We start from the raw sequence: 16,361 nt of genomic DNA on the forward strand, positions 1-16,361 counted from the left end.
CACTTAACTTTCTTTAACTGCTTGAGTCTTTCTCTTCTTCGTAGTAGGTTCCTCTTGTTCCTCAGTGGCTGCAACCTCAGTAGCCGCAAGCAAAGGAAGTTCATAATGTTGACGAACTTTATTTTCAATCGTCAAGAAGAGCTGTGGATGATCTTTTAAAAATTGCTTCGAATTTTCACGCCCTTGTCCAAGCCTCTCTCCTTCGTAAGAATACCAGGCACCACTCTTGTTAATAATCTCCAAATCCGTCGCAATGTCTAGCGCGCTACCTTCACGTGAGATTCCCTCACCAAACATAATATCAACTTCAGCTTGTTTAAATGGAGGAGCGACTTTATTCTTTACAACCTTAATCCTCGTCCGATTTCCAACCATATCATTTCCCTGCTTAATCGTCTCTGCACGTCGAACTTCTAATCGTACACTTGAATAGAATTTAAGCGCACGACCGCCTGGAGTCGTTTCAGGATTACCAAACATGATTCCCACTTTTTCACGAATCTGATTAATAAATAACGCAATGGTTTGGGATTTGTTAATAGCTCCAGATAACTTACGAAGCGCTTGTGACATCAAACGTGCTTGTAGACCCACATGTGAATCTCCCATATCTCCCTCAATTTCCGCTTTGGGAACCAATGCAGCAACAGAGTCAATAACAACGATATCCACTGCTCCACTGCGTACAAGTGCTTCAGCAATCTCTAATGCTTGTTCACCTGTGTCAGGTTGCGACAAAAGCAATTCGGAAATATCAACACCTAATTTTTGGGCGTAAACTGGATCAAGTGCATGTTCAGCATCGATAAATGCTGCCTGCCCGCCTGCTTTTTGCACTTCAGCGATGGAATGAAGCGCGACTGTTGTCTTACCGGAAGATTCTGGCCCATACACTTCAATCACTCTACCACGAGGGAAACCACCCGTTCCTAATGCAATATCTAATGCTAATGCACCTGTGGAAATAGTATCCACTTGGGTTATCGCCTGTTCACCGAGCTTCATGATTGAACCTTTTCCAAATTGCTTTTCAATTTGACGCAATGCCATTTCTAATGCTTGACGACGATCTGACATCCACAAGTTCCCCCTCTAAAATCAATGATCACAATATTAATCATACCTTTTTTTACTGCTGCTGCCAAGAGAAAAACGAACATTTATTCGAGACCAAAAATAGAGTCATCAGACCTTAATCCTTTCCTGATGACTCTATTTCTATGGTTACTTATATTTAACTGCGAGTTCGTGGGCGAGCGGGTTCCATGTTTACACGGGCACCATTAATCTTCGACTGACGCAGAGCTTCATAGACAAAAGGCGCGACATCTTCAGGCACCTCTACAAAGGAGAATCGATCATAAATATTGATTCGACCAACTGCTCTCAAGGAAATCCCAGCATGTTCAGCAATTGCTTTTGCTAACTCCTGTGGACGCATGTTTACATTACGACCCACATTGATAAAGAAGCGAACCATCCCAGGAGAAGCACCTGTCTCCCCAAAGTTATAAGTAGCATCTACATTACGTGAAAAGCGTTCTGAAAAAGCCAGATGTAAAGCTGCAACAGCTACCTTTTCTGCTGAAAAACGTTGTCCTAATTCATCAACCATATCTTCAAACAAGGAAAGATCTACCCCTGACTGAATTGTTTCCTCGATTTGCGCCATCCAGGATTGCTGCTGCTTTGCTGCAACTTCCTCTAAAGTGGGTAGTTCACGGGCACGAAGGCGTGATCCAATTTCCTTTTCGATTAAACGTAGTTGTTTCATTTCACGTGGGGTAACGAGTGTAAGTGCAACCCCTTCGCGTCCTGCACGACCAGTACGACCAATCCGATGGACATAGCTTTCGACATCTTGAGGAATATCAAAATTAATAACATGCGAAACACTACCCACATCAATACCTCTTGCAGCCACATCCGTTGCGATCAAGAGTTCAATCTCACTTTGTCGAAAAGCATTCATGACTCGATCACGTTGCTGTTGAGCAAGATCACCATGAAGTCCGCCTGCTAAATAGCCTCTGGCCTGTAATGATTCCGTTAATTCATCAACACCCTTTTTTGTTCGGCAAAAAATGATCGATAATTCGCCTTCTTCACTATCAAGTATTCGACATAGTGCGTCTACTTTAAAATTCTCCAACACTCGATAATAAACCTGCTGGATAATAGGCGCAGTCACCTCACCATGACTAACTGTGATATATTTTGGCGAACGCATATATTTGTTCGCTAAATTCCGAATTGCAGGTGGCATTGTTGCAGAGAAGAGAAGCATTTGTTGGCGATTCGGCAGAAAGTTCATCACGGCTTCAATATCATCAATAAAGCCCATGTCAAGCATTTCGTCTGCTTCATCAAGAACAATCGTGCGTACACGATCAACCTGTAGAGTTCCCCGGCGCAAATGATCCAACAGACGCCCTGGGGTGCCAACTACCACATGCACGCCCTGCTGTAACGCTTTCACTTGTCGTCCAATTGCCTGACCACCATAAATAGAAAGGGTACGCACTCTCTTGGATCGTCCAATACGGCGTAGTTCTTCAGACACTTGGATCGCTAACTCACGAGTAGGAGCTAAGATTAAGCTCTGGACAAAGTTTTTATCCGTATCAATATTCTCAAGGATCGGAATGCCAAAAGCGGCAGTTTTCCCCGGCCCTGTTTGTGCCTGTCCGATTACATCATCACCAACTAATACAGGTGGAATACATCTAACTTGAATCGGGGAAGGCTCCTCAAATCCTAAACTATGAATTCCCCGTAAAATTTCGGGGCTTAACTGAAACTGATCAAAACGGTTCATGATGTTCTTTCACCTTTCCTTCATACGTTGCTGTAAGTTAAATAAGGCATGCTTCGCAGCCATCAGTTGAATATGCTGTCTCATTCCCTGAAGTTTTAGCTGGTATACCTGTGTATGATCATCTTGACTCGCCAAGCCAACATAAACGAGCCCGACTGGTTTATCCTCGGATTTCTCCGGACCTGCTACCCCAGTTACACTTAATGCATAATCAGAATGAAATTGGTCGCGCGCCTCTTCTGCAAGTCGTTTTGCTGTCGAATAGCTAACAGCACCCTCTTTTGCCAACCAATCGGGAGTCACATGTAAAAAAGCTTCCTTCGCTTGATAAGTGTATAAAACAAAACCACCTTGTAGTACAGCACTACTTCCAGGAACTGAGCTAATCAAATGAGCAAGTAAACCACCAGTACAACTCTCCGCAAAAGCTACTGTTTTTCCGTTCATCTTCAGAGCATTTACAACAACCTCTTCAAGACGGTTTTTTCCCTCACTAAAACAGTATTCCCCTAAATGGCTAAGAATCGTTAATTTTGTTTGTTCTAGTTGCGACTGTGCCTGTTCTTTTTCTTTCGCATGACTGATTAAACGCAAAGTAACCTCAGCGTCAGATACATAGGTAGCAGCGACTAGTTTTTCATTTTGATTGATCAGTCTTTGCACTTCGGCTTCCAACTTCGATTCACCAATTCCAAAAAAGCAAAGATCTTGACTTTCAATCACTTCATTGGGAACAAATCTCTGTTTTAAATAGGGAAAAACAGCATCCTCAAACATGGGTAGCAGTTCACGCGGTGGACCCGGCAATAGGATATAAGTCGTCCCATCTTGTTCGACTAGATGTCCAGGTGCAGTTCCATTTGGATTAGGGAATATGGTTCCATTTGGAAAAACATAGGTTTGACGGTAATTATTCTCAGTTAGTTCTATTTGACGTGCAGCAAAACGTCTTTCTAACAACACCACCAATCCAGAATCTTGAACAAGCGTATAACCCAAGCTTTCAGCTAATACTTCTTTTGACATATCATCCCATGTTGGGCCTAATCCGCCACAGATTATCACTAAATCTGAACGACTTGCAGCAAGGCGAAAAGTGGATAACATTTCTTCTCGTTGATCTCCAACTGTAGTATGATACATTACCGGAATGTTTAATTGTCTACACTGCTTAGATAGATAAGAGGAATGAGTATCAAGCACTTGTCCCGTCACAAGTTCAGTGCCTACGGTAATAATCTCAGCTTTCATTACAGATCTCCTTCTATGATGGCTTTGTATAATTGACTAACTTCCGATTTTTATAGAAATAATCAATCCCAGAGATAATGGTCAATAAGACAGCTACTCTTGTTGCCCACCAATCGAAAGGAAAAGAGATCGTAGAGAAAGGAATGTTGTTTAACATTAAGGAAATGATCGCAACAATTTGTGTAATTGTTTTTGCTTTTCCCCATGTACTTGCTGCGATTACATGTCCTTCAGCAACAGCGATCAAACGTAAACCTGTAACAGCAAATTCTCGACTAATGATAACAATCGCAATCCAAGCTTCGAGACGCTGCATCTCTACAAGCGATATTAACGCAGCAGTGATTAACAATTTATCAGCTAAAGGATCTAAAAATTTCCCCAGATTGGTCACTATTTTTTTTCTTCGAGCTATATAACCATCTAAACCATCGGTTACTGCAGCCACAATAAAGACGAGTGTTGCAATAATTTCACTTACCGTAAGGGTGACAGGACCTACATGAACCTGACCAATATCAAATCGCAGCACCAACAAAAATATCATGATGATTGGAACAAGAAAAATTCGCGCTAACGTAATTTTATTGGCCAAATTCAACTCCATCTACCCCCCAGAGATACGAAAAACTGATGATCGTGAAGCGGAGGTTCACCCTCACTTTTGAAACAAGTTTTGCAAATCGTTCATACACCCCTCACATATTTATGAGGATATTTTGCAATTCCTAAGTAGAAAAATACTCATTCTTAACATGTATATGAATGAGTTTATACTTTCTCTACATACTCTCCCAAGGATACCGTCTTGTTGAAGTTTAACACAGATTCGCTTCACTTGCGAGATAGCAAAAGCGAATCAAAGAAAGTACGTATCGTAATGATGATGTTGTTGAATTAAACGTGTCAAAAGAGCAGAGATCACATCATCTCTATCTCTACTCTTTTGAAAAGTTTATTCACTTGATGCCAAACGAAACTGATAGACGCCATTTTTTGAAGTCTGAATCGTGACTCCATTAACCGATAATGTAACTTGCTCTGGGTTATTAATCTTTACGTATAGACCCTTATCATTAGTTTGCTCTAATTTTTGACCTTTATTTAGTGTCTTACTAGCTAACACACTTCCTGAACGATCCACGGAACGAACTTCAATTTGTGTGGTTTTTTTTGCTTCTAATAGAACATCAACCTGTTTTGCATTACTCACTTCATAAATATCTAGTTTTTCATTCGCTTCAACAGGGTCGATCAAACTAACTTGGGCTCGATCTTCTTTTGATGGAACTGTAAAAGAAGTCGTCTCTTCTTCTTGTGAAATCGAATTATTAGGAGTAGTAGTCAGGTTCGTTTTAGAATGAGCAGCAGAAGTTTTTGCATTTTCTCCGCTTCCTAACCACCACCAAACCCCTCCACCAGCAGCAATCAAAATCAGGATCAAACTCAACCATATGTACCATTTACTCCATAAAGCATGTTTTGTTTGATTCCGCTGACGTCGCATCATTTCTGACCGAGATAAAACCTCAGTATCTGTATCTAGTTCCTGATAGGATGCAAACGAAGAGAAACCTGTTTGATCTTTTGAGGTTGAACTCTTCATCGAATTCACCCCTTTATAAAAACTTTAAGCACTTGTTCAGTATAGCTTACTCTTTTGAAAAAAGTCAAAAAGAAAGCCTTATTTCTCATTTAAGGCTTTCTTTTTACTCATTGTTGGCTGATACGAATCGTTTTTGTTGATTTTAAGGGTTTTCCATTCGCCGTTACTTTTACTGACTGTGGATTTGCTAAAGTAATCCAAATATCTTTTCCTTTTGAAAAAGAATGGGAGTAATGATCCCTGTCCCCCGTTTTTAAAATCGCCTCATCTAAAAAGCCTGTTTTCTGTACGGCCTGCTGTTTACGAACTTGTATCCATGACTCCCCAGTCGCTTGAAAATCCAGCTTCACTTTATCCGAACCAATGATCTCATAATGTCCTTTATTCTTTTCAACTACCTGTTCTTGGTCATTTTGTTCCTGTGAATCTGTCAAATTTGATTGATTTTGTTCATTTTGATTCTGCGGTGAAGAATCTATTGATGTACTTTGATTCTGTTTCTGCTGGGGTTGCTCAGTAGATGCTTTTGGTTTTTCATCGCCGCCTGACATTGCATTAACTGTTACCCATAAAAGGGGAATCAAAAGAATAGCGCTAGCAATAATAATTTGAGTTGATCGTTTACCAGGCAGCTTGAAACCAGAAGAGCTCTTTTTATCGGAACGCCGACGCATCATCGCGCTACGGCTAAGACTTGGCATCTGAGAAACACTTTGCGTCACTTCAGTAACAGGTTCTGATTTTTCCACTCGCTTAGGGGGAATGGTCGACTCTTGATCAGATACGCGACGGCTCTTTCTTGACAAGGATTGATACGAATCCGTACTTGTTTTAGAAAATCGACTTGTGCTTGAACGATGGACATTTTCTTCTGGTTCTTGTGCTCGGTAACGTGGAGGCATGGTTTGTTGCCTTGAAACCATCGTTGCCGATTTAGCACTGCGTTGTCGTCGATCAAGTAATGGATCAGTCCGCTGTTGCCGATAGTTCTTTTGTGTAGGCGACGTCTTGGCAATTGTGAGTGCGGTATGAGCGCTAGTCCGAGAATTGCGTGGCTGAGCTTTATTCCCAATCATAGTAGAGCTGAGTGACGGTTGAGTACCTGTTGCCATTGTGGGGATTGCCCCTGTGAGCTGTGCTTGCATCTGAGGAGTAATTGCTTGATGTACCCCAGTCAAGCCTCGTTCAGCTTGTTCAGCTTTCCGATATTGACGCAAAATATGATGTGGTTCGATTTTTACACTTGATGCATAATTACGTAAGTAGCTTCGAACAAAAAAGGGACTTGGTAACTTATTAAATTCACCATTTTCAATCGCTACTAAAAAAGATCGTTGTACTTTTGTCTTCTCTTGCAACTCGTCGAGGGAGAGTCCTTCTGACTCACGGGCTTGTCGAAGAATAAGACCAATCTCTTTCTCGACAGACACCCCAGCCACCTCCTGAAAGGTCGTAACAACAGTATTATTTGCTGTCCAACTGCGTATTTACAAACTAAATATGTATGATGTCTGACCCATAACAGCCAGCTTGAACCAAATGTTCATTAACAGCATATCATGAGCTTTCAAACGTGTCAAAAAATCTTCAGATATCTATCAATGGAATAAAAACTATTATAGAACACATTACAAACCTAATGAAGGGGCAGACCTGGTACACTGGTCCACTTTAAATAAAGAAATGCACAAAATGCCAAAATCAAGCAAATACCGCCAAAGATAAGGATGCCATTATAAATTTTGGCAAAACGGCTAGGCTGTTTTTTTCTACTACGTCGTAATCCTTCTTCTTCTAACTCCTCTTCTTCCAACTCCTCTTCTTCATCTTCATATTCTTCTTCGTAATCTTCTTCATACTCCTCTTCTAATTCATCTTCCACTTCATCTTCTTCAATTTCTTCATCATAATGCTCCTCGACCTCTTCACCAGTCACTTGCTGCTTAAATCCATTTTTTCGTTTAGTTCGGCTCACTATCTCTGATAGTTCTTGCTTCGTGATTAAGCGATGATACTCCTCCTGATCTAATAAATCTGAACGAGGACGAATATTTTGTGTATCATAGCGACTACTTTGATAGGACTGGTTTTGTGATTGTTCTTGGCGTCTATTTAATTGATCTGAATAACGCTGTTGTTGCTGGGACGTCTGTTGCGTTGACTGATAAGGTGAGGATTGAGGTCTTGAACGAACGTTGCGTGAACGTGTAGTTTGCTGCGAAGTTACACTTGAGAAGCGAACTCTTTCGCCTACAAGATCTGCGTATGCCTTCACATAAGCACGTGCATAAATCATATTAGGCAAAAATTCAAATTGTCCTTTTTCAATAGCTATCAAATATTTTAATTCAATATTTGTTTCTCTTGAAACATAAGCTAAAGAATATCCTAATCTTTCACGTGCTTGACGTAACCGCATACCGATTTCAATAGACAAAAAAACACCTCCCTTTTTCAATTACTCATAAACGATTTAGAGATTTTCAGAAATTACTGTGTCATAACTAGACTTAGTTTATACCATTAGCAATGGTCAAACAAGTCAATCTGATCATAGAAATAGGCCAAAATACTTAAAGTACCATAGCCCCATAAATAGTATTACTAATAAAACCAATCCACCAATCCAATATAGACTTGTGTGACTTTTTTTCTGTTTCTGTTTTTTCGCAGCAAAAACAACCCGCCGAGGAGGTAATTGATTCATTTCTTCTGCGGGAAACGCAGGTTTTTGTTTTAATTTTGGTCTGCGAAGCAAACTAGTTTTTTTATGTTTTACCGTTACACCATGCTTATTAGATGTATCCATCCTCTTTGGTTGGCGCTTCATTACATGAATTTCATATTGCTCTAGAAGCTGTTGAGGATTTAATCTAAGGCTGCGTGCATATGCTCGTAAAAAACCTCTTGCATAAAAAGGGCTTGGTAACTTCCGAAAATCTTCTTCTTCTAATGCTTTTAAATAAGAAACCTGTATATTTGTTTTTCTGTGCATTTCATCAAGGGAAAATCCATGTTTTAGGCGGGCTTGTAGCAATACCCGACCGATACCAATCATAGCCCCACCTCTTTTTCAAACTTATTTTTTCAACTTCTTAGACATCAAAAAGTCTCATTCATTGGATCTGTATCATACACAATCTCTTCATCTGCATCATTCCGTAATTCAATAATATAATCAAAGTCATCCAAAGTCATATCCGTCATCTGAACAAATATATCAGGATGTTCAATTACTTTCGTTGCTTCTAAACGTAAAATTTCTTGAACTAACAGGCGATGATCATCACTGGCACGACGTGTAGAAACAATCCCATCAATGATAAAAATATGTTCAGGTGAAAACTCATCAAAACAAAGTTGATTTCTAACTGTTTGCCTAAGTAAAGTAGAGGAGAGAAAAGTCCATCGTTTATTTGCGCACACACTGGATGCAACGACAGATTCAGTCTTTCCTACTCGTGGCATCCCTCGTACTCCAATTAACTGATGACCCTCTTTTTTAAACAATTCCCCCATAAAATCCACTAGTAGACCTATTTCATCCCGTGTAAAACGATAAGTACGTTTTTCTTCAAGATAGCGTTCCAAATAGCGCCCATGACGAACAGCCAACCGATCAACTAATTTCGGTCGACGTAAAGCGGTGATCGTGATGTTGTCCATCTGGTCTAAAATTTGCTTTAAAACCTCTATTTTTTGTGGATTATTGGCACGAATCAACATTCCACGACGACGGTTTTCGACCCCGTTAATCGTCACAATGTTGATCGATAACATTCCCATTAATGATGCCACACCACCAAGTAACCCAGGGCGATTTGAATTTTTACGAATCTCATACTCGAGATACCATTCGAAATTTTCCATTCTATCTATTCACCCATTTCCAATCTTAGGGTTTAGATTTTAGTATAACATACTAAAAAAGGGTAAAAAACTACAGGTACAAATAAATATGTAGCTTTCATTTCATAAAGTCATGTAGATTGCAACATTTCATGTTAACAAAAACATATGAAATAGCGAAGCATGAATTGCTTCGCTACTTCATACTATTTAACACTTTCCTATCACTTAATGTTCAGTTTCTGACTTGACCAATTTTACCATTAAACTAGCAATCATATGTTGCTCATCAGAATCTGCAACATCCCATAACTCTTTAAGCACACGTTGTTGGTGATTGCGTGGGTCGATTCCTTCATTCAGATAATCGCCAATTTGATAAGCAAGATCACTGATTGTCTCTTCACTCATCCCTATACCTTCAGCTTGTTTTACTCGATTGCCTAAAAACTCTTTCCATTCTCCAAAATTATCAAGAACAGACATCGTTTCAGCCTCCTTTTCCACTAATATGGACAATAAGAAGACTTTTATACCAAACCTAAACATGGCAAAATTCGTCAAAAGCTATATCCAACCACCATCAATTCTCAGTACTTGCCCAGTAATATAAGATGCTTCAGGACGACAAAGATATTCTACTAAAGACGCTATTTCTGAAGGATGAGCCATTCTGCCCAGTGGAATTTCCTCTTTTAACGCTTCTTGTTCATCTGTTGAAAGCTGATTTTGTAACATTTGTCCCTCAACTGCGCCAGGCGCAATTGCGTTTACTGTGATCTTTGAAGGAGCAACTTCTTTAGCAAGTGCTTTAGTAAAGCCATTTATTGCCCCTTTAGCAGCAGAATACAACACCTCACCTGCTCCACCCACTTCTGCCCAAATGGAAGATAACAGGATAACCCTTCCATACCGATTACGAATCATTGCAGGAAGGCTCATACGCACCATACGAAACGCTCCACCCATATGTACATCCATCATTTGTTGGTAAGTGGTTTCATCTTCATCCTGTAATAGCGCTGTATGGGCATGACCAGCTGCATGTATACAGATCGATGGCTCCCTCCATCGCCAACAGATCTCTCGATAACATGCATGAATTTGTTCACCATCTCGTATATCAATGGGCAAGATTATCAGACGATCATTTCCTGCTAACTTTTCGAGATGAGTTGCATGCTGATAATATAGTGCAGCAACATGATAACCAGAAACTAATAATCGTTTAGTAATGGCTAAGCCTATATCTCCACTCGCCCCAGATACCCAAGCTACTTGCATCTATTACTCCTTGCTCACCTGTGCAGAAGGCTTGATGACAGATGTTGCAAATTGCTCAAAATCAACGTGTTCCCGCATTCTCTCATTTACTTGATCTACGGTTAATTCTTCTAATAACGGAATCATTCGGAATAAATCAGTACCAGCAAACTGATAACGTGTATATTGATTTGCAATCCATTCTGGAGAATTCAGCAATCGCAGTGTTGAACCAATCCGCTTTTTTCTCAATCGATCAAAGGTTGTCTGATCCAGTCCACGTTGCACAAATCCGGGAACTTCTTTCTCTACACGGGCTAGTAACCGTTCGGGATCAGAAGAATCCCCACCAGCCATCGAGAAAGCAAATCCATCTTCCAACGAATAATCATAGCCAAATTGTTCATCAATTAACCCGTCATCATACAGAGACTGATAAAAATCTGAACCTTGACCAAACAGATACTCTAGGAACAGAAAAGTACTTAATTCTTGACGTAGAAAATCATCACCCTTCTGTCCTACAAAAGATGCCCTTTCTTTAAAACCAAACATACACTTTGGAACACCAACTGCTAACTGCACATCGTTTCTCCGTGTACGTACTTGGTCAGGCTCTTGCTCAAAGAAACGTTTAATTTCAGCTTGATTGGTAAAATTTTTCTTGGCTTGGTTTTCAGCAACCAACTGAATAATCTGCTCTGGCTGGACAGAACCAACAATAACCAAAACCATATTACTGGGATGATAAAATGTTTCATAACATTGATAAAGATGCTCCTTCGTTATTTCATAAATCGATTCAACAGTTCCAGCAATATCAATTTTAACTGGATGCTGTTGATAAAAGGCCTGAATTAAGCCAAAATAGAGTCGCCAATCTGGCGTATCATCATACATCCGAATCTCTTGTGCAATGATCCCTTTCTCTTTTTCCACATTTTCATCTGTAAAATAAGGCTCCTGCACAAAATCAAGCAATGTAGTCAAATTTTTTTCCACGTTTTCAGTACAGGAGTAGAGATAAGCTGTACGCGTAAAAGAAGTATAAGCATTAGCTGCTGCTCCTTGCAAGGCAAATTGCTGAAAGACATCTTCACCTGAGCGTTGTTCGAACATTTTATGCTCCAAAAAGTGAGCAATCCCATCAGGAACGCGAATACGCTGCTTACCTGGTGGTTGAAAATCGTGATCAATCGCACCATAACGAGTTGTAAAAATTGCATATGTCTTTTGAAAGCCTTGTTTTGGAACAACAAAGACATTTAGACCGTTTGGTAACTTCTCTTGATATAACGTCTCTTTTAATTGCGCATGTTCAATTTTATTCACCATCAATACCTCCTTGATCACGTAGAAAATAAATCGTATCAAGCTCCACTTGTTGAGCCACCTCTTGAATCTGTTGTGGAGTTACATCTGCGATCTCCTGTAACAACTGCTCTACTTCACGCTTTCTTGTAGGTTGTTGGGTATGATGAGCAAAATCGATCAATCCATAAGCTGAATCAAGTCGCTCCCGAATTTGATTCGTTAAAGTAGCTTTCGTCTGACTAATTTCTTGCTCACTAATATTGCCTTGACGCATTTCCTCAAGCTGCTCTTTCATAATCGAGACAGCCTGATCATAATTGGCAATCTCAATTCCCGATTGGATGGCTACCTGACCGAGATAGCTATCAATTCTAGATGAACAATAGTAAGCTAAGCTTGCCTTTTCACGAACATTCATAAACAGCTTTGAGTGAGCAAATCCTCCTAAAATCCCGTTATACATCATCAACGCAGGATACAGATCATCTTCTATCGTAACATGTGTCCGACAGCCAAGATTTAATTTACCTTGTTGTACCTCTAATCTTTCCACTATCTCATTTACCTGCTCTACCTTCTGATCATTGCGCAAGGCTTCTACAGAAGGTCTTTCCTGCCGACCAATATGGGCCCCTAGCTGAGTTTCAAATAAAGCTTTGACTTCTTCAGGGTGAACATCACCAACACAATAAATATCAATAGGACAAGATTGAATAACTTCTTGGTAATATGTATAGAGTGAACGCTCATCAATAGCATCTAATGAACGGAGTTGACCATAGTTATAAAGCGCATGAGGTTCTCCTTTATACATCTCTTCATTTAGCCTTTGAGCAGCATAGCGTATTTTATCATCTTTTAAACTTTCAATTCGTTGTCGAAGATTCTTTTTCTCCGCATTTACAAAAGATGAAGAGAAACCATCATTTGAAGTAACCGGTTTAAATAAAACCTCTTGCAAAAATTGAAGTCCTTCTGTCAATAAAGCTGGACGTTCACTTAAATAATCACCATTCGCCACGTCTAAACCAAATTGCAGGAAATGACGACCCCCACGTTTAAAAACATCACCAAATAGATTGGCACCATAGAGTTGATCACATTTTTGTTTTACCTGTACTGTGGTTGGATAACTTTGCGTCCCCCGTTGCAGCACATTAGGCAACAATGCCGATTGCGTCACTTTTTCTTCTGAAAGCTCTTGTTCAAACAGTACAACAACAGTAGTGGTTTTAAATTTTTTACTATTTAAAACATGTAGACGAGCTGACCCGACTGAGGTCGTTGAAAAATGTATATCTGTCAACCTGATCTCTCCTTTGCTAATCCATATCCTTATTATATCATGTTTTGAGAAGACTCTGATCAAAACTACATTTCCTCTAGTATATGAAAAAAAAGCTGGTTCCAACCTTTGGTTGAAATATAGACAATATTAATGACAAAGCAAATATTTCTATTCTATAATTAAACAAACTGGAGAAAGGAGGAGATTTTAATGGCAGAAGGAAATCAAACTAAAATTCAGAAAGAACTCGCTCTATCCTTTTTAAAAGACGATATACCACTTGAAAACGGTAAAATATCACTAACACCTCAGCAACTTCAAACTCTGTTAAATGAAACAAATGATCAAGATAAAATCGCACTCATCGAAGCTGCAATAGAGCATCATCTAGATGATCCCTCGAATATTCCTGCACCAAATGAATTAATTCAAGCATTTAAACTAGATCAAAACAAATCTCCCATTGTTGAAGCAGCGTTAAATAACGCTCTACCATCTTTAACAGAACAATTAAGAAGCAACCCTTCCAACATTACATTCTTCCCCGTAACACAAATTGAGCGAGATTATTCAGATGTGAAAAACAAACTTTTATCTGAACTGGGTAGTCCAGGGGATAAAACTTATGACGTGGTAGCAGAGCAATTGGAATATGCTGGCATAATCGACCAATTTCGTAAAGCGGATTATTCAGTTGATCAACACGCAGTGGATCGGTTCGGAAGTGTACTCGTCATGTCACCAGATGGCCCTGGAAATCCTGAGAAACTGGCCTCTATCGTACAACATGACCTCGATGTAGCCAATTTGCTTTATCAAAATGTTATATTTAGAACTGGTCCAACTCAAATTACCCCAGGTGGAAAAAATGAGCAAATTCGAGCAACGCTAACAAACCACTTCTTTGAAACAATGCAAAAAAAACCGGAAGCTGTTGCAGCTCGTATCAATGGGAATGAACAGTTTCTTCAATCTCCCTTGATGGATGCATTTTTAAAAGAAACGAAAAATCATGCGGCGGTCAAAGTAATTGAAGAACAGCTTGATGAAAAGGCAAAGCCTATTCTCCAAGCGCAATTAGAGGCAATTATGGAACAAGAAGATAGGGAACTGAAAGAATCGGCTGAACGATTAGAAAATCGTTTAAGAGAGACAGAACGAGCGAGTCTAAGTGATCAAGAATTAGATGAAAACTTAGAGGATGCAATCAATCAATTAGCTAGACATTTCCCAGAGCTTGATCAACAACCTTCCGTTCAGGAAAACAAAGCCCAACAATCTCCAACTGAAAAAACAGTTGAAAGGGGTGATGATTCAATGGCTCCAACACAACAACAAGAATCCACTGATTGGGAACCACAAATCGATTTTATAGTTGAATCATTAAATGAAATGCATCAAAATGATGTATTTCAAGAATTTACTCTTAATTCGATGGAGAAGTATAGAAAAAATCTTCTAGATAATCCAGAGTTACTTGCAAAACTAGAAAAAGCAATACAACAATTACCTAATAATGAGATAAAAGCATCATTGACATCAAAGTATGAAAATATGTTTAAGTCAAAAGAATCGTCCAGAAATGAACAGGAACAACAAGCAACTTTTATTCAATTAGAAACAAAAACGCTTGAAGATGCTATGAATGCACTGATCCAAGCTAATGATGTAAAAGAAATTCATCATGCAATTCTGCAACTACCACCTTGGCTACAACAAATATTTGATGCTTATGACAGAGCGATGGGTAAAGAAGATTCAAAAACACAACAAACTTTGCAGCAAGCAATTGATCAGATCAAGCAGTTACAAGATCAACTAAAAGCTCAACCGGAGGCCATACAAGATCCTTTGCCAGGTATGAGTGATCAGGAATTAGCAGATCTAAATGATCGTTCTAACCCATCACAAGAAGCTCTATTTAGTCCTGAAGAATTAGCAGATTTACTTGCAAAACGAGACGAACAAGCTGCATTGGCCCAAGAAGAGGCGAAAAATGAACAATCAGCTGCTATTCAAGCCACACCAAAGCGTGACGAACAAACTGGACAGCAACAAAACCAACCTGATCAACTCGTTTATGCTCCTGAGTCACAGCGTGACCAACAAGAGCCACCCACTGCTCAGCCAGTTCGCGTCTCTAGAAGAATGGCAGCTAGATCAGAAGAACTCACTCCATCACCTTTTCTTCGCCTATCTGAAGTAATTGCAGAAGCCAAGGTCATGCAAAACCTAAGTCCTAAAAGAAGTAAGCTGAAAGAATCAATTCCTATTGTTTCTTGGTTTGCAAAGAGAAAATTAAATAAGGCGAATGGGCGGATTCAGGAAAAAAGTGATGCATTATTTGAACAAGCAGACCAAGTGTATCTCGATCAAATCAAAGATCCAGATGTATTAGAAAACGTGAGGCTCGATTCCATAGAGAAATGGTATAATCCAGATAATGAACTTTCACTACATGAAATTATGGTGGAGACACACTATAACAATTTAGACAAGTATGCTCAGCCTCAAGAAGTAGCAAACTTTAAACAGCTCTATACGGATCGTAACTTTGCTCAAGTTAAGGTCAAAGAATCAAGAGATCAATCAATAGAAGCAAATAGATGGAAACCAAATTCTAAGTTCCGATCAGTTGCAAAGCCAGTAGCTGTTTATGCTGCCACTGCTGCCATTGGAGGACCTGCTGCGCCAGTTGTGCTTATGTATGTTGGTGCTAAAGGTCTCTATAAAGGAATCCAAAAACTTCGTCAACCCGAAACAAAAGTTGCGTTTGCAGATCGTCTAGATACATTCTCAAGTAAATTACGAGAACCTGTGCCACAAAGAAGCGAACAACAACCTGACCAGGAACGTCGTTCATTTAGAAGTCGGTTAAGTAATCGTCTAAATGCTGGAAAACGGCAAGACGATGCATTCAGTCCCATTGTTCCAGAACAAGCTGCTCAAGTACGAGCTGGTAGATAAGAAAA

The 16,361-nt window shown here is 39.6% G+C and carries 14 protein-coding genes; 1 reads left to right on the top strand and 13 read right to left on the bottom strand.

Annotated elements, in window-relative coordinates:
• Window positions 1–3 precede the first annotated feature (3 nt).
• From recA to yfmF, 13 genes are all read right to left on the bottom strand, one after another.
• The gene (gene recA, locus BUB71_RS01920) at window positions 4–1,077 is read right to left on the bottom strand and encodes a recombinase RecA (protein WP_073151100.1); all 1,074 of its coding nucleotides are present in this window, start codon (window positions 1,075–1,077) and stop codon (window positions 4–6) included.
• A gap of 157 nt (window positions 1,078–1,234) precedes the next feature.
• Window positions 1,235–2,818: a DEAD/DEAH box helicase gene (locus BUB71_RS01925; RefSeq protein WP_073151104.1), complete on the bottom strand. Its 1,584-nt coding sequence runs from the start codon at window positions 2,816–2,818 to the stop codon at window positions 1,235–1,237.
• 9 nt (window positions 2,819–2,827) lie between these two features.
• Window positions 2,828–4,069 (bottom strand): competence/damage-inducible protein A, encoded by a 1,242-nt coding sequence (locus tag BUB71_RS01930; protein WP_073151108.1) that lies wholly within the window; start codon window positions 4,067–4,069, stop codon window positions 2,828–2,830.
• 13 nt (window positions 4,070–4,082) lie between these two features.
• Window positions 4,083–4,670, bottom strand: coding sequence for a CDP-diacylglycerol--glycerol-3-phosphate 3-phosphatidyltransferase (pgsA, locus tag BUB71_RS01935; RefSeq protein WP_073152676.1), 588 nt, complete (start codon window positions 4,668–4,670; stop codon window positions 4,083–4,085).
• Between the two features lie 354 nt (window positions 4,671–5,024).
• Window positions 5,025–5,675 carry a DUF4115 domain-containing protein gene (locus tag BUB71_RS01940; RefSeq protein WP_073151112.1) on the bottom strand — a complete coding sequence of 217 codons (651 nt, stop codon included), beginning with the start codon at window positions 5,673–5,675 and terminating at the stop codon, window positions 5,025–5,027.
• Between the two features lie 107 nt (window positions 5,676–5,782).
• Complete coding sequence (locus BUB71_RS01945) at window positions 5,783–7,105, bottom strand: helix-turn-helix domain-containing protein (RefSeq protein ID WP_073151116.1); 1,323 nt, start codon at window positions 7,103–7,105, stop codon at window positions 5,783–5,785.
• A 206-nt stretch (window positions 7,106–7,311) separates the two neighbouring features.
• Window positions 7,312–8,112: a helix-turn-helix domain-containing protein gene (locus BUB71_RS01950; RefSeq protein ID WP_073151119.1), complete on the bottom strand. Its 801-nt coding sequence runs from the start codon at window positions 8,110–8,112 to the stop codon at window positions 7,312–7,314.
• A gap of 114 nt (window positions 8,113–8,226) precedes the next feature.
• Window positions 8,227–8,733, bottom strand: a complete 507-nt coding sequence (locus tag BUB71_RS01955; protein ID WP_073151122.1) for a helix-turn-helix domain-containing protein — start codon at window positions 8,731–8,733, stop codon at window positions 8,227–8,229.
• A 44-nt stretch (window positions 8,734–8,777) separates the two neighbouring features.
• Window positions 8,778–9,545 carry a DUF3388 domain-containing protein gene (locus BUB71_RS01960; protein ID WP_073151125.1) on the bottom strand — a complete coding sequence of 256 codons (768 nt, stop codon included), beginning with the start codon at window positions 9,543–9,545 and terminating at the stop codon, window positions 8,778–8,780.
• 207 nt (window positions 9,546–9,752) lie between these two features.
• A complete protein-coding gene (locus BUB71_RS01965; RefSeq protein WP_073151128.1) occupies window positions 9,753–10,010 on the bottom strand; it encodes a DUF3243 domain-containing protein in 258 nt (85 codons plus the stop codon).
• 81 nt (window positions 10,011–10,091) lie between these two features.
• Window positions 10,092–10,808 carry an elongation factor P 5-aminopentanone reductase gene (gene ymfI, locus BUB71_RS01970; RefSeq protein WP_073151132.1) on the bottom strand — a complete coding sequence of 239 codons (717 nt, stop codon included), beginning with the start codon at window positions 10,806–10,808 and terminating at the stop codon, window positions 10,092–10,094.
• A gap of 3 nt (window positions 10,809–10,811) precedes the next feature.
• Window positions 10,812–12,119, bottom strand: coding sequence for an EF-P 5-aminopentanol modification-associated protein YfmH (gene yfmH / locus BUB71_RS01975; protein ID WP_073152679.1), 1,308 nt, complete (start codon window positions 12,117–12,119; stop codon window positions 10,812–10,814).
• Window positions 12,112–13,407 (bottom strand): EF-P 5-aminopentanol modification-associated protein YfmF, encoded by a 1,296-nt coding sequence (gene yfmF, locus BUB71_RS01980; protein ID WP_073151137.1) that lies wholly within the window; start codon window positions 13,405–13,407, stop codon window positions 12,112–12,114. The genes yfmH and yfmF overlap by 8 nt, the downstream gene beginning before the upstream one ends.
• Window positions 13,408–13,599: 192 nt before the next feature.
• On the opposite strand from yfmF, the gene BUB71_RS01985 reads away from it, so the two are divergent.
• On the top strand, window positions 13,600–16,356 hold the full coding sequence (locus BUB71_RS01985; RefSeq protein ID WP_073151141.1) for a coiled-coil domain-containing protein: 2,757 nt from the start codon (window positions 13,600–13,602) through the stop codon (window positions 16,354–16,356).
• Window positions 16,357–16,361: the final 5 nt, after the last annotated feature.

It is taken from the genome of Seinonella peptonophila, assembly GCF_900129355.1.
GTDB classification, from domain to species: Bacteria; Bacillota; Bacilli; order Thermoactinomycetales; family Thermoactinomycetaceae; genus Seinonella; species Seinonella peptonophila.

Excerpts from the sequence above, each read along its gene's own strand:
- BUB71_RS01985 (WP_073151141.1), top strand. The coding sequence starts at position 13,600 with ATGGCAGAAGGAAATCAAACTAAAATTCAGAAAGAACTCGCTCTATCC.
- BUB71_RS01940 (WP_073151112.1), bottom strand. The coding sequence starts at position 5,675 with ATGAAGAGTTCAACCTCAAAAGATCAAACAGGTTTCTCTTCGTTTGCA.
- BUB71_RS01960 (WP_073151125.1), bottom strand. The coding sequence starts at position 9,545 with ATGGAAAATTTCGAATGGTATCTCGAGTATGAGATTCGTAAAAATTCA.
- recA (WP_073151100.1), bottom strand. The coding sequence starts at position 1,077 with ATGTCAGATCGTCGTCAAGCATTAGAAATGGCATTGCGTCAAATTGAA.
- BUB71_RS01955 (WP_073151122.1), bottom strand. The coding sequence starts at position 8,733 with ATGATTGGTATCGGTCGGGTATTGCTACAAGCCCGCCTAAAACATGGA.
- ymfI (WP_073151132.1), bottom strand. The coding sequence starts at position 10,808 with ATGCAAGTAGCTTGGGTATCTGGGGCGAGTGGAGATATAGGCTTAGCC.
- BUB71_RS01925 (WP_073151104.1), bottom strand. The coding sequence starts at position 2,818 with ATGAACCGTTTTGATCAGTTTCAGTTAAGCCCCGAAATTTTACGGGGA.
- BUB71_RS01930 (WP_073151108.1), bottom strand. The coding sequence starts at position 4,069 with ATGAAAGCTGAGATTATTACCGTAGGCACTGAACTTGTGACGGGACAA.
- BUB71_RS01965 (WP_073151128.1), bottom strand. The coding sequence starts at position 10,010 with ATGTCTGTTCTTGATAATTTTGGAGAATGGAAAGAGTTTTTAGGCAAT.